This is a genomic window from Spirosoma sp. KNUC1025, assembly GCF_045160025.1.
Classification (GTDB): Bacteria; Bacteroidota; Bacteroidia; order Cytophagales; family Spirosomataceae; genus Spirosoma.
The window spans coordinates 195,124-212,509 of sequence record NZ_CP087141.1; the positions used below are offsets into that span (position 1 = coordinate 195,124).

Sequence of the window (17,386 nt, forward strand, 5' to 3'; positions counted from 1 at the left end):
AGAGTCTATCGTCTCATGGGGGAGGGTTTTACTAAGACGCTTATAGCGTGAGTGCTACATCAACTCTTTTAGCTAGTCAAGGCTCCTATACGCCCTTAGTCTTTGCGTTTACTGGCAGCAAAGCGTTTACTTAGCTCGGCCACTTCGGCTGCGGTGGCATACCCTGAGTCAACCAAAAAACCAAAAGCCGCTTCATCTGAATCTAACTGTAGGTTAATCATATCCGCAATGGCCTTCTTTTTGTCTTTGGCCTTCCTGTAATATACCTGGCAGATTTGATGGCCTATAAAGTACCCAATGTCCCGTACTTTCTCGCCGTTGAACTCCTTATCCGCATAAAACCACTGTTTGTTATCCGTTAAAGGAGAAAACATCTCTTCCTTAAAGCGCCCCCAAATTAACGCTTCATGCTGGTAGCCAAACGAATTGTAATGATGGGGGTAAAATCTCTCCAGGGGCGTGCCATATACTTTTTCGGCCATAAAATCCGCGTTCCCCTCCCAAATAGCATTCGCCAGTATCTGGGTTAGCCGGACGGGGGTTTTACTGAAAATCGTCTGGATATTCCTGAAGAGCCACTGCTGGGTATGGGTATACTCGTGGAGGACAATCGGCACGGCCCATTCCTTATTTTCACTGGCCAGCACTTCGGCCCCAATCAGTAAGTCTTTGCCGTTGGGCTTTCCCCCGATCACTTCGCGACCAATCACAAAGACAATATCTCCGTCTCTAAACTCAGGATACAGCTTTTTATATGCCTTGATTTTGGTTTCAATGATCTCTTTTTGACGCTCAATGGTGGCTGTTATCCACGTCCTCTTTCGGGTATAGAGCTCTTTATGCTGGGTGATGTGCTGTAAAAGGGTTTTGGCATTTAAGGGTTGATTATTTCGGTCAATATCTAACTCGATGAACTTTTTGAGACCGGGGCTTGCCTGGTCGAAATAGTAGGTTTGGAGAAAGCGTTGTTGCTTCACCGAGTCAAGGGTGGTCTGTATACTGTCCAAGGCCATGTAAAAGTTTCGCAGGTCAGCCGTGTAAATGTTGACTTGTGCCTGCGCGAGGCAAGTGACTAAAAGGAGGAAGGCAAACAGAAAAGATTTCATTACTTAATTATAGATGTAACGTTGAATGTACTTAGGTGACCCAGCGCCAGCCCCTTGGTAGGGGCAGTCAAGCGGGTCTATCACTTAGTATCATTGATTCGTCTTGACCTGCCTTCACTGCATCAAGAAGTGTGGGTAGTCCTAGCATAAACGAATCAAAGGAATGATTTTTGAAAAACTAAAGTACAAAATTTCAGGCTAACCACTCGTTGATGCAACCTATCATGAAAGATTCGTTAAAGGAATACTTGAACGTATCCGTCTCAGTTGGGAGCCTTTTTGTGAGAAAACTTCGTTTATAGTAGCTTGCTGAGTAATGTATAGATTTGCCAATCCACTTCCTGATGACCAACCCACAAGCATTCAGCCGGTTCTACCTGACGCTGGTTCCCTTTCTAGCCGCTGGTGTGGCTTTAGGCATTGGGCACAGCAAACCTCAACTCTATCTACCCATCTGGCTGGCCCATGCCCTCCTGATGGCATTCGCCGTTTGGAACCTGGGAAAGAACTGCTTCACCCATCCCGATCTTGAGCAAAGGCAACTCGGCACCATTGCCCTGTTGGTCATCATTCCCTGGATCGGGTTTACTGTTTTTGCGGGGATGGGACCTCCGCCTTCGTCTATACCCCAATGGGTCCAGACGGCTACCGAACAACAGATACGCTATGCGCTGCTGATCGCGGGGGGCATACTGATCACGGCTGGGTTGACCTTGCTGGCTAACAAACTCCGCCAAAGTGGGGAGAAGCCATACTGGTTACTTGGCTTACTGGCCTTGAGCATTGCCCTGCCTTTATTTATCCTCAACATGGCGTATTGGGGTAGCTTTTTAGTCGAATCGTTCACCCACTTTTCGGCCACTTCGGTGGCTAAAAGGCCCGATTGGTATTTGTCCACGCGGGCGCTTTTTAGTTGGATCAGCAGTGTGGAGGTAGCTCTTTTGTATTTGGCCACGGCTGCTTTTGGGGTGGCCTTACAATCGGCGGGCTGGTTCAAGACCGGTGCTTGCCGGGTCTATATCCTCTTGAGCCTAGTGGGCGCTTTGTTAAGTGTGCTGCCCACGTTTTCGATGGAACCGTTAGTGATTGCGACCTACTTAGTGTCCATCCCTGCTTTCCCCTTCATCATGCCCTATTTGATGGCGATTAATTTGTTGAACTTGGCCAATCGCAATGTTAACGCAACTCCATGAACACTCTCGCGTTTCATATGGGAGCGAATTGTGACACACTTAATTTATTTAATAAATGTCAATTCCAGTTAGCAACACACGTTACTTAGTTAGACTTTTTGCCAGATGATTTTTTAGATTACTTTCGAGTAGTTGTTTCCATCCGTCTTCAAACCTGTTTCTTGCGAAATGGGGGTCACGGGGAAAGCTTGCCAGCCCGGTATGAGTAAGTTTTAGCCTTGTTTTAGCGTCTTCTTTAACTAACTCAAAAGTCACTTCCGAGCTGCCAGGATAGCCCTTATAAAGCCAATTATGGGCTAACAATCGGCCATCGTCAACTTTTGTAACACGCCATTCTTTTTGATAGGGTGATCCATCATTAGAAAAGACAAACTCAAAACCAACAACTGGCTTGAATTTTATCAATTGAGGGAAATACCAATCCCGCATTTTATGTTCGTCAGTCAATGCCTGCCAAACTTGTTGAATTGAGGCATCGTAGACTTGTTCTAAGTGGAATGGATTTTCCATAGGATTATCATATGTAATTGTTGAATAGTTTAGGCCAGGACAGACGGGGAATACCTGAAAAACTTCCCAGACGCGTTTGTCTAACACAATAGGGTTGGAAGTTGAACCATTGATGGTTAGTAACGACCTGAGTACTGCATAAGTGCCCGTATAGGTTTACAGAGGGGAGAAGAAGCTGAGGCGTCTCAAGACGGAGCATTTTATGAGAATGTTCCCATGTGTATATCCGAGGTTATATAAACGGATTATGGTGACCTATTCCGGACAGCATTTGTTCGATTTCGGACAGTTAACCCCTATTAATCAGGATATACTTCTGATAATCAACTACTTAATATTGTTGGCATTCTATTTGTTCAACAAGTGCTAAAGAAATATATTTATTGTTAGCTAATTTGGTATGAGTCGAACCTATCTGGGGGAGTTTGAAGAGTTGGTCTTACTCGCCGTGGCCCTCCTGCAACAACAACCCACCGGGGCTTATGGCGTCACCATTGCCGATGAACTCCAGCAACGAACTCACCGAACCACTTCCGTCACGGGGGTGCATGTGGTCTTGTATCGCCTGGAGGAGAAAGGCCTCGTTGGCTCGGAATTAGGGGGAGCTACGCTAGTCCGGGGCGGACGGCGCAAACGCTTATTCACCTTGACGGCGGCTGGTCAGCAGGTGCTGCGGGAGATGCGTCAACTCCGAATGGGCTTTTGGGAGGCCTTACCCACCCCTTTCTTTTCCTAACCTATGAACAAGTCTTTCTCCGACCCAACACCTCAGCCTCAGCGCCGAGCATCGGCCCGGCCACCCCGCTGGGCCGACCGCTTGCTCAGTTGGTTGACGCCTACTGATCTGCTGGAAGAGTTACAAGGCGATCTGCACGAGCAGTTTGCCCAGCGAGCCCGCCAAGTCGGTTCCTGGCGAGCCCGCTTCTGGTATGGTCTGGAATCCCTGAAGGTCATTCGGCCGTATTACCTCCGGCGTCGAGTGGCCAGCCTGGCCAAATGGCAAAAGAAGCCCTTCCTCAAGCGACGGGCTACCACCCCTCCATACTTTACCCCTGAATACTTCTCGCCCCCTCTAATAAATTCGGATATGATTCGCAACTATGTTAAAATCGCCTGGCGCAACCTGTGGAAAAACAAACTGTTTTCCCTAGTCAATATCCTGAGCTTGTCACTGAGTATGGCCGTTGGCGTTATTCTGTTTACAGGCCTGAAAGCCACGTTTGATACCGACCATTTTCATCCGGAATTCAATCAACTCGTACGCATACTCACCCAGGAAACAACCGAGGGGGAACAAATCAACTGGGCAACCGCGCCCTTGCCCTTGGCGACTCAACTGGACAAGGTCTCCTTTGTTGAAAAAACGGTAAAAGTACGACTGGCCGGAAAACATAACCTGCAAACCGACAAAGGGGATGTACCGATTGACCTGAAATTTTCAGAGCCTTCTTTTTTTGATGTGTTTGGCTTTCACTTGTTGTCAGGCAATGCACAAAGCCTGGCCAATAATCCCACTTCCCTTTTTTTAACCCAGAAAACTGCCAAAAAACTATTTGGAAACACCAATGTGGTAGGACAAACGGTTCAATTTGAAAATTTAGGCTTTTATACCGTTGGGGGAATAATCCAGGACCCGCCTTTAGAAACCCATCTGCCCATTGAGGCCATGTTATCAATTCGTTCTGCTGAACTGCTGGAGAAAAAAGGAGCCATCCCTACGAGTTCACAAGATTGGGGAGGCTTCAAGAGTTCAGCCATTTATGCCCGTTTACAAGCAGCCGGTCATGTAGAGCAACTGAATGCAACGCTTCAGCACTATAGTCGGAAATTGGATAAGAGCCATCTTCATTTTTTGGCACAACCCATCGAAGAGATTACCCCGGGAAAAATCGATCTTAAAAATAACCCCCATGCGGGCACGAGTTGGGAAGACGTAAAAACGCAGCTAGTCATCATTCTATCGTTAACCCTGTTAGCGGCTTTCAATTATATCAGTTTGGCCTTGGCGCGTGCTTTCTCCCGGGCGCAAGAAGTAGGCGTTCGCAAAACGATAGGCGCAACCAGAGGACAAGTTATCGGTCAATTTTTAATGGAATCGACCCTGGTTGCCTTATTTGCTTTGGCCTTTACCGTACCCTGTGTTACTATCTTAGCCCACTTTATACCCGATATGGATGATGTGACATTCTCCTGGGATATAGCCTTAGTAGTAAGCTTGATAACCTACGCCGTTATCACCGGCTTAGTGGCAGGGGCATTTCCGGCCTGGCTATTGTCAGCGTTTGAGCCTATACAGGTTTTGTGTAAAATGAAGAATATAAAGCTGTTCCGGGGTGTTGCTGTTTACAAAGCCTTGATCGTCGTTCAATTTTCGGTGACCATCCTGTTCATGATATTGGTTGTCATCGTAGCCGATTATGATCGAAAAAACAAGGCCATCATCCTCTCAACCGTGCCATCCAATGTGCTGACACTGGATTTGAAAGGTGAAAACTATCAAAACCTGCAACATGAACTAAGTCAATTAAGTCAGGTAGAAACGAGTTTGGCCACCAACTGGTACTATGAGCCCCTAAAACTGGGTAAAGATTCGGTAACGATAAACGATAAAACGCTGGCAATACATTACGTAAGTATTGACCCACGCACCATTGAAACAGAAGGTATCCGCTTACTAGCTGGGCAAAATTTTCCTGAAACTATGCCCCAACGTACAGAACAATACGTGTTGGTGAATGAAGCGGCCGCCAAATTACTGGCCTCTAAATCGGAGACCCTGGTGGGGCAAAATCTCTCGCTGGACTCTGCCTCTGTGCAAGTCATTGGCATCCTACCCAATGAGCTTATTGGCCAACAACGCCCTTTACTCTATCGGTATTTGCCCAACGAAATAACCAGCTTGACCATAAAAATAAAGCCCTATACAGAACTGGAAGCGACCAGGGCCATTCAATCGGTATGGAAAGACCATTTCCCCCAGAAAACAGCCAATCTTTATAACTTAAAAGCGTATCGTTATTCAGGAGAAATCAATGGAGAAATCAGTGGAGAACTGGAAATTTTCGGAGGCTCTGCCCTGATTGTGATGATCATCGCGGCTTTGGGCATTTTAGGGATCGCCAGTTACTCGGTAGAAACGCGCACGAAAGAACTGGGTATACGAAAAGTAATGGGCGCAAACAATCTAAAATTGGTGTGGATAGTGACCAGGAATTTTGGCATTCTTATACTACTTGCTGGCCTTATTGGTGTTCCAGCGGGCTTGTTTTGTGGTGATTTACTCAGGAAAGAACTGGGCAGTTATCTTGATTTGGGTCTTATCAATATAAGCATAGGCTTTATTTCGGTTGCCCTAGTCGGACTACTGACGGTCCTATCCCAAACCATTCGAGCGGGGCAAATTGAACCGGTAAAGGTTTTAAAAGCCGAGTAAAAAAGCGAAAACTTCATTGGCAGGTTGGGACGATGGCGAGACCATTCATTCTATTGGGCAACACCATGACGACCGCCCCTGTAACGACCGACTTAGTGTTGCGAGAAGGATCACACCTGTTGCTAACAAAATGGTTCTGCAAGGGTGCGGTGTAAGGGATAAGTGTGTATAGTCAGCTGAAAGTGTACAGATGAGGCCAGGCATGGGTGGTGCGTCACTGCGACGCTATCGCGGGTCGGAGCAGTGAAACGAGAAGAGAGCCTGTTAGCTTATAGATTAGCTAAGCACTAATTCATGGATGTCCGTCGCTTAAAACGCCCCGTTTTTGGAACAGATGCACGAAAGTTACTTCGTCTCGCCTGAGGACAGTTTAATGAGATGATTACTTTCTACTAGCTCTCGAGTGATCCCCGAAGGCGGTGGGGCATTCCGATCGACTCCCATAGCGCAATTTGTAGTATACAGGTTGCCCGCCACATTGCCTAACCCCTTAAACACTGAACACTTATTAGACTTTACGAGTAGTTATCCTACAAGCAAATAAGTCAACTGGATATGATCAAGAACTGGTTTATAACCGGCGTCAGCACGGGGTTTGGCAAACACCTGGCCGAACTAGCCTTACAGCAGGGCGATAAAGTAGCCGCTACGTTTCGCCAGCAAGGCCAAGCCGATGAGTTTGGTCAGAAATGGGCACCGAACGGTATTGGTCTCGTCGCTGATGTAACCCATGAGTCCCAAATTAACGAGGCAATAGCCGCGGCTATCGATCAGTTAGGCCACCTAGATGTCGTGGTAAATAATGCGGGCTACGGCTCACTGGGAGCCATTGAGGAAATCGACGATGCCGAGGTGAAGCGGCAATTCGACAGTAATGTGTTTGGCCCCCTGCGCGTGATTAGGGCGGTGCTGCCTCATTTGCGAGCGCGTAAGAGTGGGCACATCATCAATGTTACCAGCATTGGTGGGCTGACCACGTTTCCCAGCGCCGGTATTTATCACGGCTCTAAATTTGCGCTGGAAGGCATTGGCGAGAGCTTAGCTAAGCAAGTAGGGCCGCTGGGCATTCGGGTGACAAATGTGGAGCCGAGTGGGTTTCGAACCGATTGGGCCGGGCGTTCGGCGACTTACACCCAAGTGGCCATTGCCGATTACGAGCCGACAGTTGGCAAGGCGCTGGCGTCCTCTCAGCAAAACAGCGGTAAGCAAGCAGGCGATCCGCAACGGGCGGCCCAAGCGATGTATGATCTGGTGCGCATGGACAACCCACCGCTGCATTTGCCACTAGGCAAAATGGCCGTGCGGGAAGCGCTGGCTAAGTTCACGGATCTCAAGACGGAAATAGAACGCTATGCCCACATCGGCAATGGCGCTGATTTTCCCGAAGCGAGTTAAATTCCCCTCCATTAAACGACTGCCCTATGACCACCCCGTAGTTGTTGGTTTGTAGCGTAGCGAATGTTTTTTTGCCAAGGTCGGTGCTAATGACAGTACCGACCTTTTGTTTAGGGGTTTTATAGGGTGGGCTTACCGTTAAATTCCGCAGCAGCGGGAATGTATCAGTCACTTAGTTTTACAAGTCTTCGTCTCAGTAGAGAGCGATTTGTGAGACTGGTAGACAAAACCCAAAAAAGAGGTGGCTAGCCACTGTCATCACATTTCCGACCAGTACAGCAGGTATTTCGGAGTGAGACCGTTTGTGTCCGAAAAGTTGATAACATTTCTAAAAAGAGCAAACTGTGCTGAAATAATCACCTCGTGCAAAAGCCGCGCTCACAAGCAGTGGGCGCGGCTTTTGCGTGTTCGTGGGTGTACTCTTCAAATCACCAGATTTATTTTTAATAGCTGTCGACGCTAACCCGTAGCTTACGGTAGCAGGTAGGCACAAGGTTTTGTTGTCTACTTTGTTTGCTTAAAAATGCGCGGAATCCGGCCACTTTGCAACTGGCCCGAAAACAGAGTAATCTTTGGTTGCTACGGCCCAAATACACGAACTGCGGGCGGGGTTCGCGCCCGATCTGGCCTTGCTGCTGGCTATGTCCGGCCCCTTAGTGGGATAGTCTCTCAAAATATTATTCGGTTTTGATAATAGTACGCAACCTGCATAGCCTTTCAAGCATCTTGGGTTTGAGAGCTCACAAACCATACGGTCATGCTACAGAACTACCTTAAAATCGCTTGGCGCAACCTGATTAAGCGCCAAAGCTATTCCGTCATCAACATTGCTGGTCTGTCATTAGGTATGGCAGCTTGTTTGCTTATTGGCTTATTTGTTAGAGATGAGCAGCAGTACGACAAGTTTGTTCCGGGAGCTGAAAATGTTTATCGCGTTTATCAACAGACCAAAGGAGATGTAAACAATATCATAGCCACGGTGCCTCCGACATTTGCAGTAGCACTCAAGCAGAACTTTCCAGAGGTCGAGGAAGCGGTTCGTGTGATGGCTTTTAAGTCAAAACAACTGGTTGAAGCGAACGATAAAAAGCTGTACGAAGAGAACGGGTTCCTTGTGGACAGCAATTTCTTTGAGCTGTTTCCGCTCCGTTTCAAATATGGATCAGCATCCAGAGTCTTCAGCGATCCAAAATCCATTGTGATGTCTGCAGCTATGGCGGAAAAATATTTCGGCAAAGAGGATCCGGTTGGTAAGAAACTTACGCTTTCTAAAGATGTACTGCGTGTGCTGGGTGTGCTGGAAAATAACGAGAAGTTCCACTTACCACTTAATTATCTGATTTCGCTGAACACTGCAGGCATCCCTGCCGACATGATGCAAAGCTGGCAATGGTATCCTTTCAACACGTATGTAAAGCTAAGAAATGGCACTAGCGCAGCTCAGCTCCAGGCAAAGTTCCAACGCTTTTCAAAGCCTTTCATGAAAGGCGAGGGTGATATCAATGTGCCGTACTTCCAGCCACTTGGGCAGGTACACCTCTATTCATCAGATTTTAAGTACGATATGGCCATCAGGGGCAACATAACGTATGTGAAAGCTCTTTCTGTTATCGCCATCTTCATATTACTCATCGCCTGCTTTAACTTCGTAAACCTTGCTACCTCGAGGTCGATAAAAAGAGCTAAGGAAGTAGGAGTGAGAAAAGCTGTTGGTGCGGGCAGAAAAGAGCTAATGGTACAGTTTGTTGGTGAAACAATAATGTTAGCCGCTATTAGTATGGTTGTTGCTATTGCAGCCACATGTGTCCTGCTGCCTTCCCTTAATCGTTTTACGGAAAAGAGCATGGTTTTTGACCTGATCAGCAACCCTATGGTTGGACTCACATTAGGGGCGCTTACATTGATAGTAGGCATCCTTGCAGGCTTCTATCCTGCACTGGTACTATCCGCTTTTCGGCCTGTGAAAGTTTTAAAAGGGAGTGCCGTATATGATACGGCGCTCGTAGGTGCAACGTGGCTGAGAAATGGACTGGTGGTAATACAGTTTTCATTATCAGTGCTGCTTATCATTAGTGCCATTGTGGTCATTAGCCAGGTGCGTTATATGCACAATAAAGATTTAGGTTTCAGAAAGGATCAGGTTCTGTTCTTTCCAATGAAAGGTGAGAACCTTCAAAAGAAGTATGCAAGCTTTAAAAATGAATTGATGCGCTACCCGGGAATAGCGTCGGTATCTATTGGCTATGGCTTCCCCGGTGATGCCTTCGGCGATGGCTTAATGACCGTAAAAGAAAATCCTGAAGTAAAGCCAACAAAAGCCACACTGGTGATGGTTGATGAAGATTATATAAACACACTGGGGCTAAATCTACTTTCAGGCAGGGATTTTTCGAAAGATATTGCTGGTGACGTAAGCGGCTACATCATCAATGAGACGGCTGTTCGTGAATTGGGATTAAGCAGTCCTGCAAAAGCTATCGGGAAAACGCTGTCATGGCCTACATGGAGAAACCCGGACTCATTAAAAACAGGGCCGGTGATTGGCGTTGTCAAAGACTTCCACTATAAAAGCCTGCACGAAAAAATAGAACCCGCCGTGCTTCAAATCTACCCGCAGGCCTATTCTAAAGTGGCAGTCAAGATAACTGGCGCAAACATCGAAACAGCTATTGACCAGATCAGCAATGTATGGAGCCGTTACAGCCCCGACTATCCTATTGAGTACAATTTCCTTGATGAAAGCTTTGGTAAGATGTATAAAGGAGAAGACAAGCTTAAAACCTTGCTTACGCTTTTTACAGCAATAACTATTTTTGTATCCTGTCTTGGTCTACTGGGTTTAGCAGCTAATGCTGCGGAGCAGAGAAGAAAAGAGCTGGGGGTGCGAAAAGTGCTGGGGGCTACAGTGGAGGGACTTGTAGTGCTGCTCTCAAAAGATTTTGTGAAGCTCATGCTGCTTTCTCTTTTGCTTGCTTCTCCTATTGCGTGGTACTTCATGAACCAGTGGTTGGACAATTTCCCTTACCGCATTACCATTAACTGGTGGATGTTCGCAGTTGCAGGAGGACTTGCAGTGGTGCTGGCATTATTAACAGTAAGTTTCCAGACCGTAAAGGCTGCCCTCTCTAACCCCGTAAAAAATTTGAAGACAGAGTGATTTTATTGATGCAGTAGTGTGGGGTGTCATGTGTAGTTATATCTGTTTAACCTCTCCTCACTTCTTAAGCCCCTAATGATTTAAGATTAGACGTTCATTTGTTTTCATTTTAACTTATATCCCGACCTCATTTGGCACCGTCCGCGGCTGCGGTCAATCCGCCTAACGGACTGTGTGGTAGAAAGGCGTTGTGTACTTGCCGACAGGGTTCCGTATGCTACGGTTTAGTGTTGACAGTTATTAAAAAATCGAAGTGATTCTGTAAGGAGCCTTGTGCTGATAAAATCTAGTGATTTTATCAGCACACCCAATACATTTCGGAAATCTAAAGAAGCGTCCCTCGACCGGTCAGCCGTGGTCCGGCATTCCGTGCTGGGCTTATCTAACCTGACCTGCTTGTTTGGTTATGCTCAATACTATGCGCAGTAATACTGGTAGGAAAGCATCTCCTTAAACGCCCCTTTAGGCAGCAGCTATTTGAAAATCACCTCGTCTTACAGGGGAGCCTTTTTATAAGACGATTAGTTTTTAATTATTGTCCAACCTAGTTAGCAGCATACGGTCTCAGAATTGTTTAGTTAAGATCTCTATGCCACCAAAGGGGAACTTGCAACTGTCAGCTGATTGTTGTATAATTGTCAATTGATAATTGCAGCTATGAAAACCAATCAGCACCTAGCCCCCCAGTTAACGGCACTGCGAGCCAAACGACCTGTTCAAATTAAACCCACTGGACTGGATGCACGACTTAACCAGTTAGCTCAACAACTCGGCGTTACCCTCAAAGAATTAGCTTCCCTCTTGCAGCTCTCCGAAAGTACCCTACACCGATTACGGCACCAAACGGCTTTGAGCGGACCCACGGCCGAACGGGCAGAGTTACTGCAACAAGTTATCCAGCATGGCCTGCGGGTGTATGCTGACGATGAGCAGGCCTTGCGGGACTGGCTGCGCTATCCGCTAGGTGAGTTAGATGGTCGTACACCGTTGCAAACGCTAACGACCATTGCCGGTTTCACCCAAGTCAACGATGTGTTAGGCCGGATTGAGCACGGCATCTTCTACTAACACGCTCTTCGAATTACCCACCTGATTACATGTTGGTCTATCGTTTACTGCAGGCCGCTTATCGTCATGAGCCCCTGTCCGGACAAGGAGCTGCCTTGTATGGTGGCCGTTGGAACCCTAAGGGGCTATCGCTGCTGTATACCACTGAATCCCCAGCCTTAAGCTTGCTGGAAGTGCTGGTGCATCTTAATCCTAAACACATACCTCAGTACTATATAGTCACCATTGAGGTGCCGGACTCGATACGTTCTTTTCAAGAACAGGACCTGCCTGCTGATTGGCGAGCCACGGGTAGTGGCCCCCTGTCCTCTCAAAGCTTTCTAGTGGATTGGCTACAAAAACCGGATCACTTAGTCGTTCAGGTGCCCAGTACGGTGGTACCTATCATGACTAACTACTTGATCAACCCCCGCCATGAACTATTTTCCCGTTGTCAAGTCGTCGGATCGGACATATTCGAGATTGATGAACGTCTGTATGATCCTTCACGACGCGGACACTAATTAGATGATGGCCAACTAATTAAGTAGGGAACATTACGAACGTTCCTCTATCTCAAATAGGAGCATTTTCTAAGATCGGCCAACACAAAACCCGAGCCTCAACAACAGAGGAAGGTTGGACTAAATGAAGCTTACTACTCAAGTTACTCGATCGTTGCTTTTTTACAGGCTAGATCAGCCAACTCGGGCTTGGTAGACTCGGGCAAATTCCTGAGCAAACTCCCTGAAAGACCGTCGCCCAAACACCTTGTCGGTGTTGTTTTGGTAATAGTCATCCAGTAAACCTTGGCCTATAGCCCTACCCATATCGACCATGTAGTGCTGAGCAACATCCGCTTTAATTCCGTTCTGGACTAGCGCACTCAAGAGTTGTTGATTGGTGAATGTTACCCACATTAAATCCGGGCGGCCAATGGATGCGCCCAGGATGGCCGCCAGTTCATGGCCGCTCTTTTGGTCGCTGATGATATTGACGGCGGTGCTTCCCCGGAATGACAGCGTATTGAAGGCCTTGGCTGCGGCCTCCGCGACATCGTCCGGATGAGACATAACTAGACTTATATCCCCATCGAAATTGTTGCCGATGATGCCTTGATGGTGGATCAAAGGTATGCTCCCATAGAAATTAGAATAGAAGCCAGCTGGTCTCAGATGCAGCACACAAACGTCTGTCAGTGTACTTAAATACGCTTCTAAACTTAGATAGCCCAGTAAAGGCGGACGACCCGCTAAAATCGAGCCCACACTGCTCAGATTCACAACATACGGAATATGGGCCCGACGGACGGCTTGGGCATAATTTTTACCTACAGTTTGAACAAACTGGTTATAGTCAGGGGTGTTGAAATGAGGGGAATCATCAAGTAGACGGCATCACTGCCTTGGAACGCCTTCAAAACAAAGGCTTCATCCTCAAGTGCCCCAATGAGCGGGGTAGCCCCCAGAGCGCTTATCTCGAGGGCCCGATCAGGGCTTGAACTAATAACTTTTACCAGGTGACCACTGGCCACTAATGTCTTAATTAAAGGGCGGCTAACGTTGCCAATCGATCCCGTTACTGTAATCTTCATTGGTCGGAGAGTTTTGTGCAAACCAACCGCTAAACGTACTTTTGTACAAGAACTGGCCCCAAAGTAGGTATACCATGACGCCCATAAAACTAGCCTCCGTGGTGCAGGAAAATAAGCAGCAAGCTTTCCTGAACTGCCCCGTCACCTATGTAATGGAAAAGATCGGCGGCTACTGGAAGCCCATTATTCTGTTTAGCCTGTTAACGGGGCCCAAACGCTATAGTGAGATCCGAAAAGCGATTCCTGGCTTGACCGAAAAGGTGCTCATCCAACAACTTAAACAGTTGGAAACCGCTGGTTTGGTTATTCGACGGTCCAAAGCTGTTGTTCCCCCTCATGTCACTTATGAGTTGTCGGCCTCGGGTAAAGCGTTGCGACCGGTTCTGTATGCCATGGCCGAATGGGCCGTTTCAACGGGAGGTGAAGAGTCGCCAGCGTTTGCGAAACGGATGAGTGACTTTCCGGCCGAGCCACCGATTGATGAATAAAACTAGGTAGGAAAACCAGAGGCCTTCGCTGACAAGCTAACGGCTTAAGGTGTAGCCAGGCAATTGGCTATAAAACGCCCAGTTCATTGAACTGGGCGTTTTTATAGATCAGCGACTTACTGCATCTCAGGAGTAGCAGGAGTTGACTCAGAAGTGATAGAGCAAGACGGTTGTAGTGTTGACCTTTGATCTGTCCAAAGCGGACAACCTTATACTGACCTCCTATCCGTAACCTCATAACCATGCAACATCTATCCACTACCTTCCTGAGTCTTTCGTTAGCCATTATGGTCACCGCCATCAGTCTGGCGCTGCTACTTGCGGCCTGGCTGATGGCTCAGTACCTGCTCGATGGCCTCACTCTTGGTAGCTTTCCATCAGCCAACTAGACTCACTACCGATAAGAACGCGATTTTTCTTCCAGGCTTTGTTTGCTTATCTTGGCTAGCGTATTTCTTTTTACCCATGCCTCGCCCGTTCCTCGCTTATCTGCTAACCAGTTTCCTTTTCTGGTTGTGTATATCACCTGCTCGGGGGCAGGATGCCATCTGGATACCCTTAATCACAACAACTCAACCCCTTGAGGCTACCCTCGATAGCCTGCGAGAAGAACTTAGTAAGGTTAAGACCGATACAAGTCGGATAAAGCTGATGTTTCTGTTGGGAGCGTTTCATGCCTATCAAAATCTGGATTCTGCCCAATGGTATGCTCAGCAAGCCCTTCGGCTAGCCCGCAAAGTGAACTATACTACCGGAGAGCTACACAGTAATGACTTACTGAGCTTTACCTACTCCGAGCGAGATATTCCGCAGAGTATGCAGCTGGCTTTAGAAAATATGCATCTGGCCCAGCAACTGGGCAATCGATTGTTTTTGAAGTGGAGTTATCAGCGAATCGGTTTATTAAACCTCTATCTGGAAAACTATCCGCAGGCGATCACGTATTTTAAACGGGGGCATGATCTTGCCTTTCAGGATAATGACAAATCGTACGCTAGTGCGGCAAGCACGGAACTAGCCGGTGCCTATCTATCCTTACAGCAGCCTGATTCTGCTCGCTATTATTTAACATTGGCCGCCAAGGAAGACTCCACCAGTAAGCAAAATCCGTTTTATATCTATTATTGTGGCCGCTTTGAAGCGATCAATAATCCAGCAAAAGCCAGCGCGTATTTCCGGCGGAGCATCCAACTCTTCAAGGCCCAACGCGACCTGCGAGGACTAAGCTTTGTGTACCGGTGGTACAGTGAGTTGCTGTGGAAACAACAGCAGCCGGATTCTAGCATCCTGATGGCCAAAAACGGGCTACAGGCTGGTCAAGCGCTGATGAACTACCGAAATATCTTCTACAACAGTCGTCTGCTAAGTACCTATTACCAGCGCCTTGGCCGAACCGATAGTGCCTATAAGTATCAGAGTATTATGGTTGCTGCCCGCGATAGTCTGTTTAGCCAGCAGAAAAGCAATCAGATTCAAAGCACACTAATCGATGAACAACAACGGGTGCAACGGCTGCAAGACGAAAAAAGTCAGTTCGAAAGCCAGGTTAAAGTTTATAGCCTGCTGGGCGTTCTGTCGGGTATGCTGCTAGTGGCAGGCGTGTTATACCGCAATAACCAGCAAAAACAGAAAACTAACGGTCACCTGCGGACACTGAACCAGGAAATCGAGCAGCAGAAAGAAGAAATCGAAGCTCAGCGTGATTACCTGGAAGAAACGCTGAACGAGCTGAAAACTACCCAAGCCCAGCTCATTCAACGAGAGAAACTGGCCAGCCTGGGCGAACTAACGGCGGGCATTGCCCACGAGATTCAAAATCCCTTGAACTTTGTCAATAACTTCTCGGAAGTCTCTACAGAGCTGATTGACGAGCTGGAAGGAGAACTCGACAAAGGCGATACTGAAGAAGCAAAAGCGATTGCAGGAGACATCCGTCAAAATCTCCAGAAAATCAACCACCACGGCAGTCGAGCCAGCAGCATTGTCAAAGGTATGCTCGAACATAGCCGGGCCAGTAGTGGCCAGCGCCAGCCCACCAATTTGAATGCCTTGGCCGATGAATACCTGCGGTTAGCCTACCAAAGGCAGCGGGCCAACGATAAACGCTTTACTTGTGAGCTAATCACCGACTTTGCGCCTGCCTTACCTCAGGTAGAGGTCGTATCCGGAGAAATCGGCCGGGTTTTATTGAACCTTTACAACAACGCCTTCTACGCGGTTCAGCAGCGAGCTAACCAGGCAGGCGACGAGTACAAGCCGACAGTTCGGGTAACGACTTTACGAGTAGAGAAAAAAGTGCAGCTACGAGTAGCCGACAACGGTACCGGCATCCCGGAAGGCCTACAGCAGAAGGTATTCCAGCCTTTCTTCACCACCAAACCGACTGGGGAAGGAACCGGCTTAGGCCTTTCACTCAGCTATGACATCATCACCAAAGGCCATGGGGGAGTCTTACCCTAGCGAGTCAGCCATTGGTAGGAAGCACCTTTATCATTGAGTTACCACAACGGCAAGAATCTGTAATTCATGCCTAACATCCACTCCTGAAACGCCCATTTATGGACATGCGAATTTCCTTTGTCTCAGTTGGGAGCGATTAATGAAAGTAATTATAGTTGGTTGCCACCATAAATCTATTGCATGAAAGTTCGCCAATAATAGGAGCTTGCGTGCGATGGCAACCTGTCTACGACTTATTTTCTGGCTTCGCCAGGGGGAAGGATCTTAAAACCAACCTCCGTCAAAATGGGGAGTTGATCAAAGTAAGTCCGATCACTCACAATCTTATTCTCAACGACTTTGGCGGTGTATTGATACGGAAACGAGATCGCTTTGCCGGTCCGCACATCGGTATAGCTATAGGTACCCCACAAGCCCACCCAATCCCCCTTCATGGCCCCGGAGAGGATGCGAAAACTATGAGCCGAAAACTCATTTTTCCGGTTCATCTGGTTCTTGTAGGCCATTTGCCAGTTTTTCATCGTCTGCTCAATCGTTGCCGAATCGGCCCAGCTAGAGCCATGCGCAACATAGCTGGGGCTGAGGAGAAGGCAGGCTTTGTCTTGCTCACCGGTGACGGTTATCGCCTTCACAAAGTCGCTAACCAGCTTGATGTTTCGTTGGGCGTTTGGATTGGGGATCATGGGAGCATTCTGAGCCATTGATGCTAGGCTAGATAAGCTACCAGCCAGAACCAGCAGCAGGAAAACGTAGTGTTTTTTCATGGGAAAGAGGAACTTAGAGAACCTGATGGTATTTGTAGAAAAGTACCAAAAGGGAAAATATAAACGTCTCTTACTTGCTGATACCAGTTCATTTGGGTCAAAAGCTAGCAAGTTTGAGCCATTTGAGAGGGACCAAAGACAAACAGATACGTAGGATAGCCGAAAACCCTTTCATTTCTTAAAACGCCCGTTTCCGCGAGACGCTGTGTTACATTACATCCCGCGGTCATAACTTATTC

16 protein-coding genes are annotated in these 17,386 nt (G+C 47.6%); 11 read left to right on the forward strand and 5 right to left on the reverse strand.

The annotated features are described in order from the left end of the window. Positions 1-95 precede the first annotated feature (95 nt). Positions 96-1,106 (reverse strand): hypothetical protein, encoded by a 1,011-nt coding sequence (locus LN737_RS32755; protein ID WP_231780163.1) that lies wholly within the window; start codon positions 1,104-1,106, stop codon positions 96-98. A 344-nt stretch (positions 1,107-1,450) separates the two neighbouring features. Here LN737_RS32755 and LN737_RS32760 point away from each other — a divergent pair, with 344 nt between their 5' ends. Then, a complete protein-coding gene (locus LN737_RS32760; RefSeq protein WP_231780164.1) occupies positions 1,451-2,299 on the forward strand; it encodes a hypothetical protein in 849 nt (282 codons plus the stop codon). Positions 2,300-2,380: 81 nt separating this feature from the next. Here LN737_RS32760 and LN737_RS32765 read toward each other — a convergent pair whose 3' ends face one another. Further along, positions 2,381-2,809: an SRPBCC domain-containing protein gene (locus LN737_RS32765; RefSeq protein WP_231780165.1), complete on the reverse strand. Its 429-nt coding sequence runs from the start codon at positions 2,807-2,809 to the stop codon at positions 2,381-2,383. Positions 2,810-3,209: 400 nt separating this feature from the next. Between LN737_RS32765 and LN737_RS32770 the strand changes: the two genes are divergently transcribed. The 7 genes from LN737_RS32770 to LN737_RS32800 all read left to right on the forward strand — a co-directional run bounded on the left by LN737_RS32770 (position 3,210) and on the right by LN737_RS32800 (position 12,365). Beyond that, on the forward strand, positions 3,210-3,545 hold the full coding sequence (locus tag LN737_RS32770) for a PadR family transcriptional regulator (RefSeq protein ID WP_231780166.1): 336 nt from the start codon (positions 3,210-3,212) through the stop codon (positions 3,543-3,545). A gap of 3 nt (positions 3,546-3,548) precedes the next feature. Beyond that, positions 3,549-6,242 carry a permease prefix domain 2-containing transporter gene (locus tag LN737_RS32775; protein WP_231780167.1) on the forward strand — a complete coding sequence of 898 codons (2,694 nt, stop codon included), beginning with the start codon at positions 3,549-3,551 and terminating at the stop codon, positions 6,240-6,242. Positions 6,243-6,797: 555 nt separating this feature from the next. Continuing rightward, entirely contained in the window at positions 6,798-7,637 is an 840-nt protein-coding gene (locus LN737_RS32780) for an oxidoreductase (protein ID WP_231780168.1), read from the forward strand. Positions 7,638-8,394: 757 nt separating this feature from the next. Further along, on the forward strand, positions 8,395-10,794 hold the full coding sequence (locus LN737_RS32785) for an ABC transporter permease (protein WP_231780169.1): 2,400 nt from the start codon (positions 8,395-8,397) through the stop codon (positions 10,792-10,794). Positions 10,795-11,067: 273 nt separating this feature from the next. Continuing rightward, a complete protein-coding gene (locus LN737_RS32790; RefSeq protein ID WP_231780170.1) occupies positions 11,068-11,223 on the forward strand; it encodes a hypothetical protein in 156 nt (51 codons plus the stop codon). A 228-nt stretch (positions 11,224-11,451) separates the two neighbouring features. Beyond that, the gene (locus tag LN737_RS32795; protein ID WP_231780171.1) at positions 11,452-11,862 is read left to right on the forward strand and encodes an antitoxin Xre/MbcA/ParS toxin-binding domain-containing protein; all 411 of its coding nucleotides are present in this window, start codon (positions 11,452-11,454) and stop codon (positions 11,860-11,862) included. 29 nt (positions 11,863-11,891) lie between these two features. Then, entirely contained in the window at positions 11,892-12,365 is a 474-nt protein-coding gene (locus tag LN737_RS32800; RefSeq protein WP_231780172.1) for an RES family NAD+ phosphorylase, read from the forward strand. Positions 12,366-12,539: 174 nt separating this feature from the next. On the opposite strand, the gene LN737_RS32805 is transcribed toward LN737_RS32800, so the two are convergent. Next, positions 12,540-12,914, reverse strand: coding sequence for a hypothetical protein (locus LN737_RS32805; RefSeq protein WP_405520745.1), 375 nt, complete (start codon positions 12,912-12,914; stop codon positions 12,540-12,542). A 257-nt stretch (positions 12,915-13,171) separates the two neighbouring features. Next, positions 13,172-13,435 (reverse strand): SDR family oxidoreductase, encoded by a 264-nt coding sequence (locus tag LN737_RS32810; RefSeq protein WP_231780174.1) that lies wholly within the window; start codon positions 13,433-13,435, stop codon positions 13,172-13,174. A gap of 74 nt (positions 13,436-13,509) precedes the next feature. Here LN737_RS32810 and LN737_RS32815 point away from each other — a divergent pair, with 74 nt between their 5' ends. The 3 genes from LN737_RS32815 (at position 13,510) to LN737_RS32825 (ending at position 16,383) form a co-directional block, all read left to right on the forward strand. Next, a complete protein-coding gene (locus LN737_RS32815) occupies positions 13,510-13,923 on the forward strand; it encodes a helix-turn-helix domain-containing protein (RefSeq protein ID WP_231780175.1) in 414 nt (137 codons plus the stop codon). A gap of 242 nt (positions 13,924-14,165) precedes the next feature. Next, positions 14,166-14,312, forward strand: coding sequence for a hypothetical protein (locus LN737_RS32820; protein WP_231780176.1), 147 nt, complete (start codon positions 14,166-14,168; stop codon positions 14,310-14,312). A 76-nt stretch (positions 14,313-14,388) separates the two neighbouring features. Further along, complete coding sequence (locus LN737_RS32825) at positions 14,389-16,383, forward strand: ATP-binding protein (protein WP_231780177.1); 1,995 nt, start codon at positions 14,389-14,391, stop codon at positions 16,381-16,383. A 233-nt stretch (positions 16,384-16,616) separates the two neighbouring features. Here the strand turns inward: LN737_RS32825 and LN737_RS32830 are convergent, their stop codons facing one another. After that, positions 16,617-17,147, reverse strand: coding sequence for a hypothetical protein (locus tag LN737_RS32830; protein WP_231780178.1), 531 nt, complete (start codon positions 17,145-17,147; stop codon positions 16,617-16,619). Between the last annotated feature and the right edge of the window lie 239 nt (positions 17,148-17,386).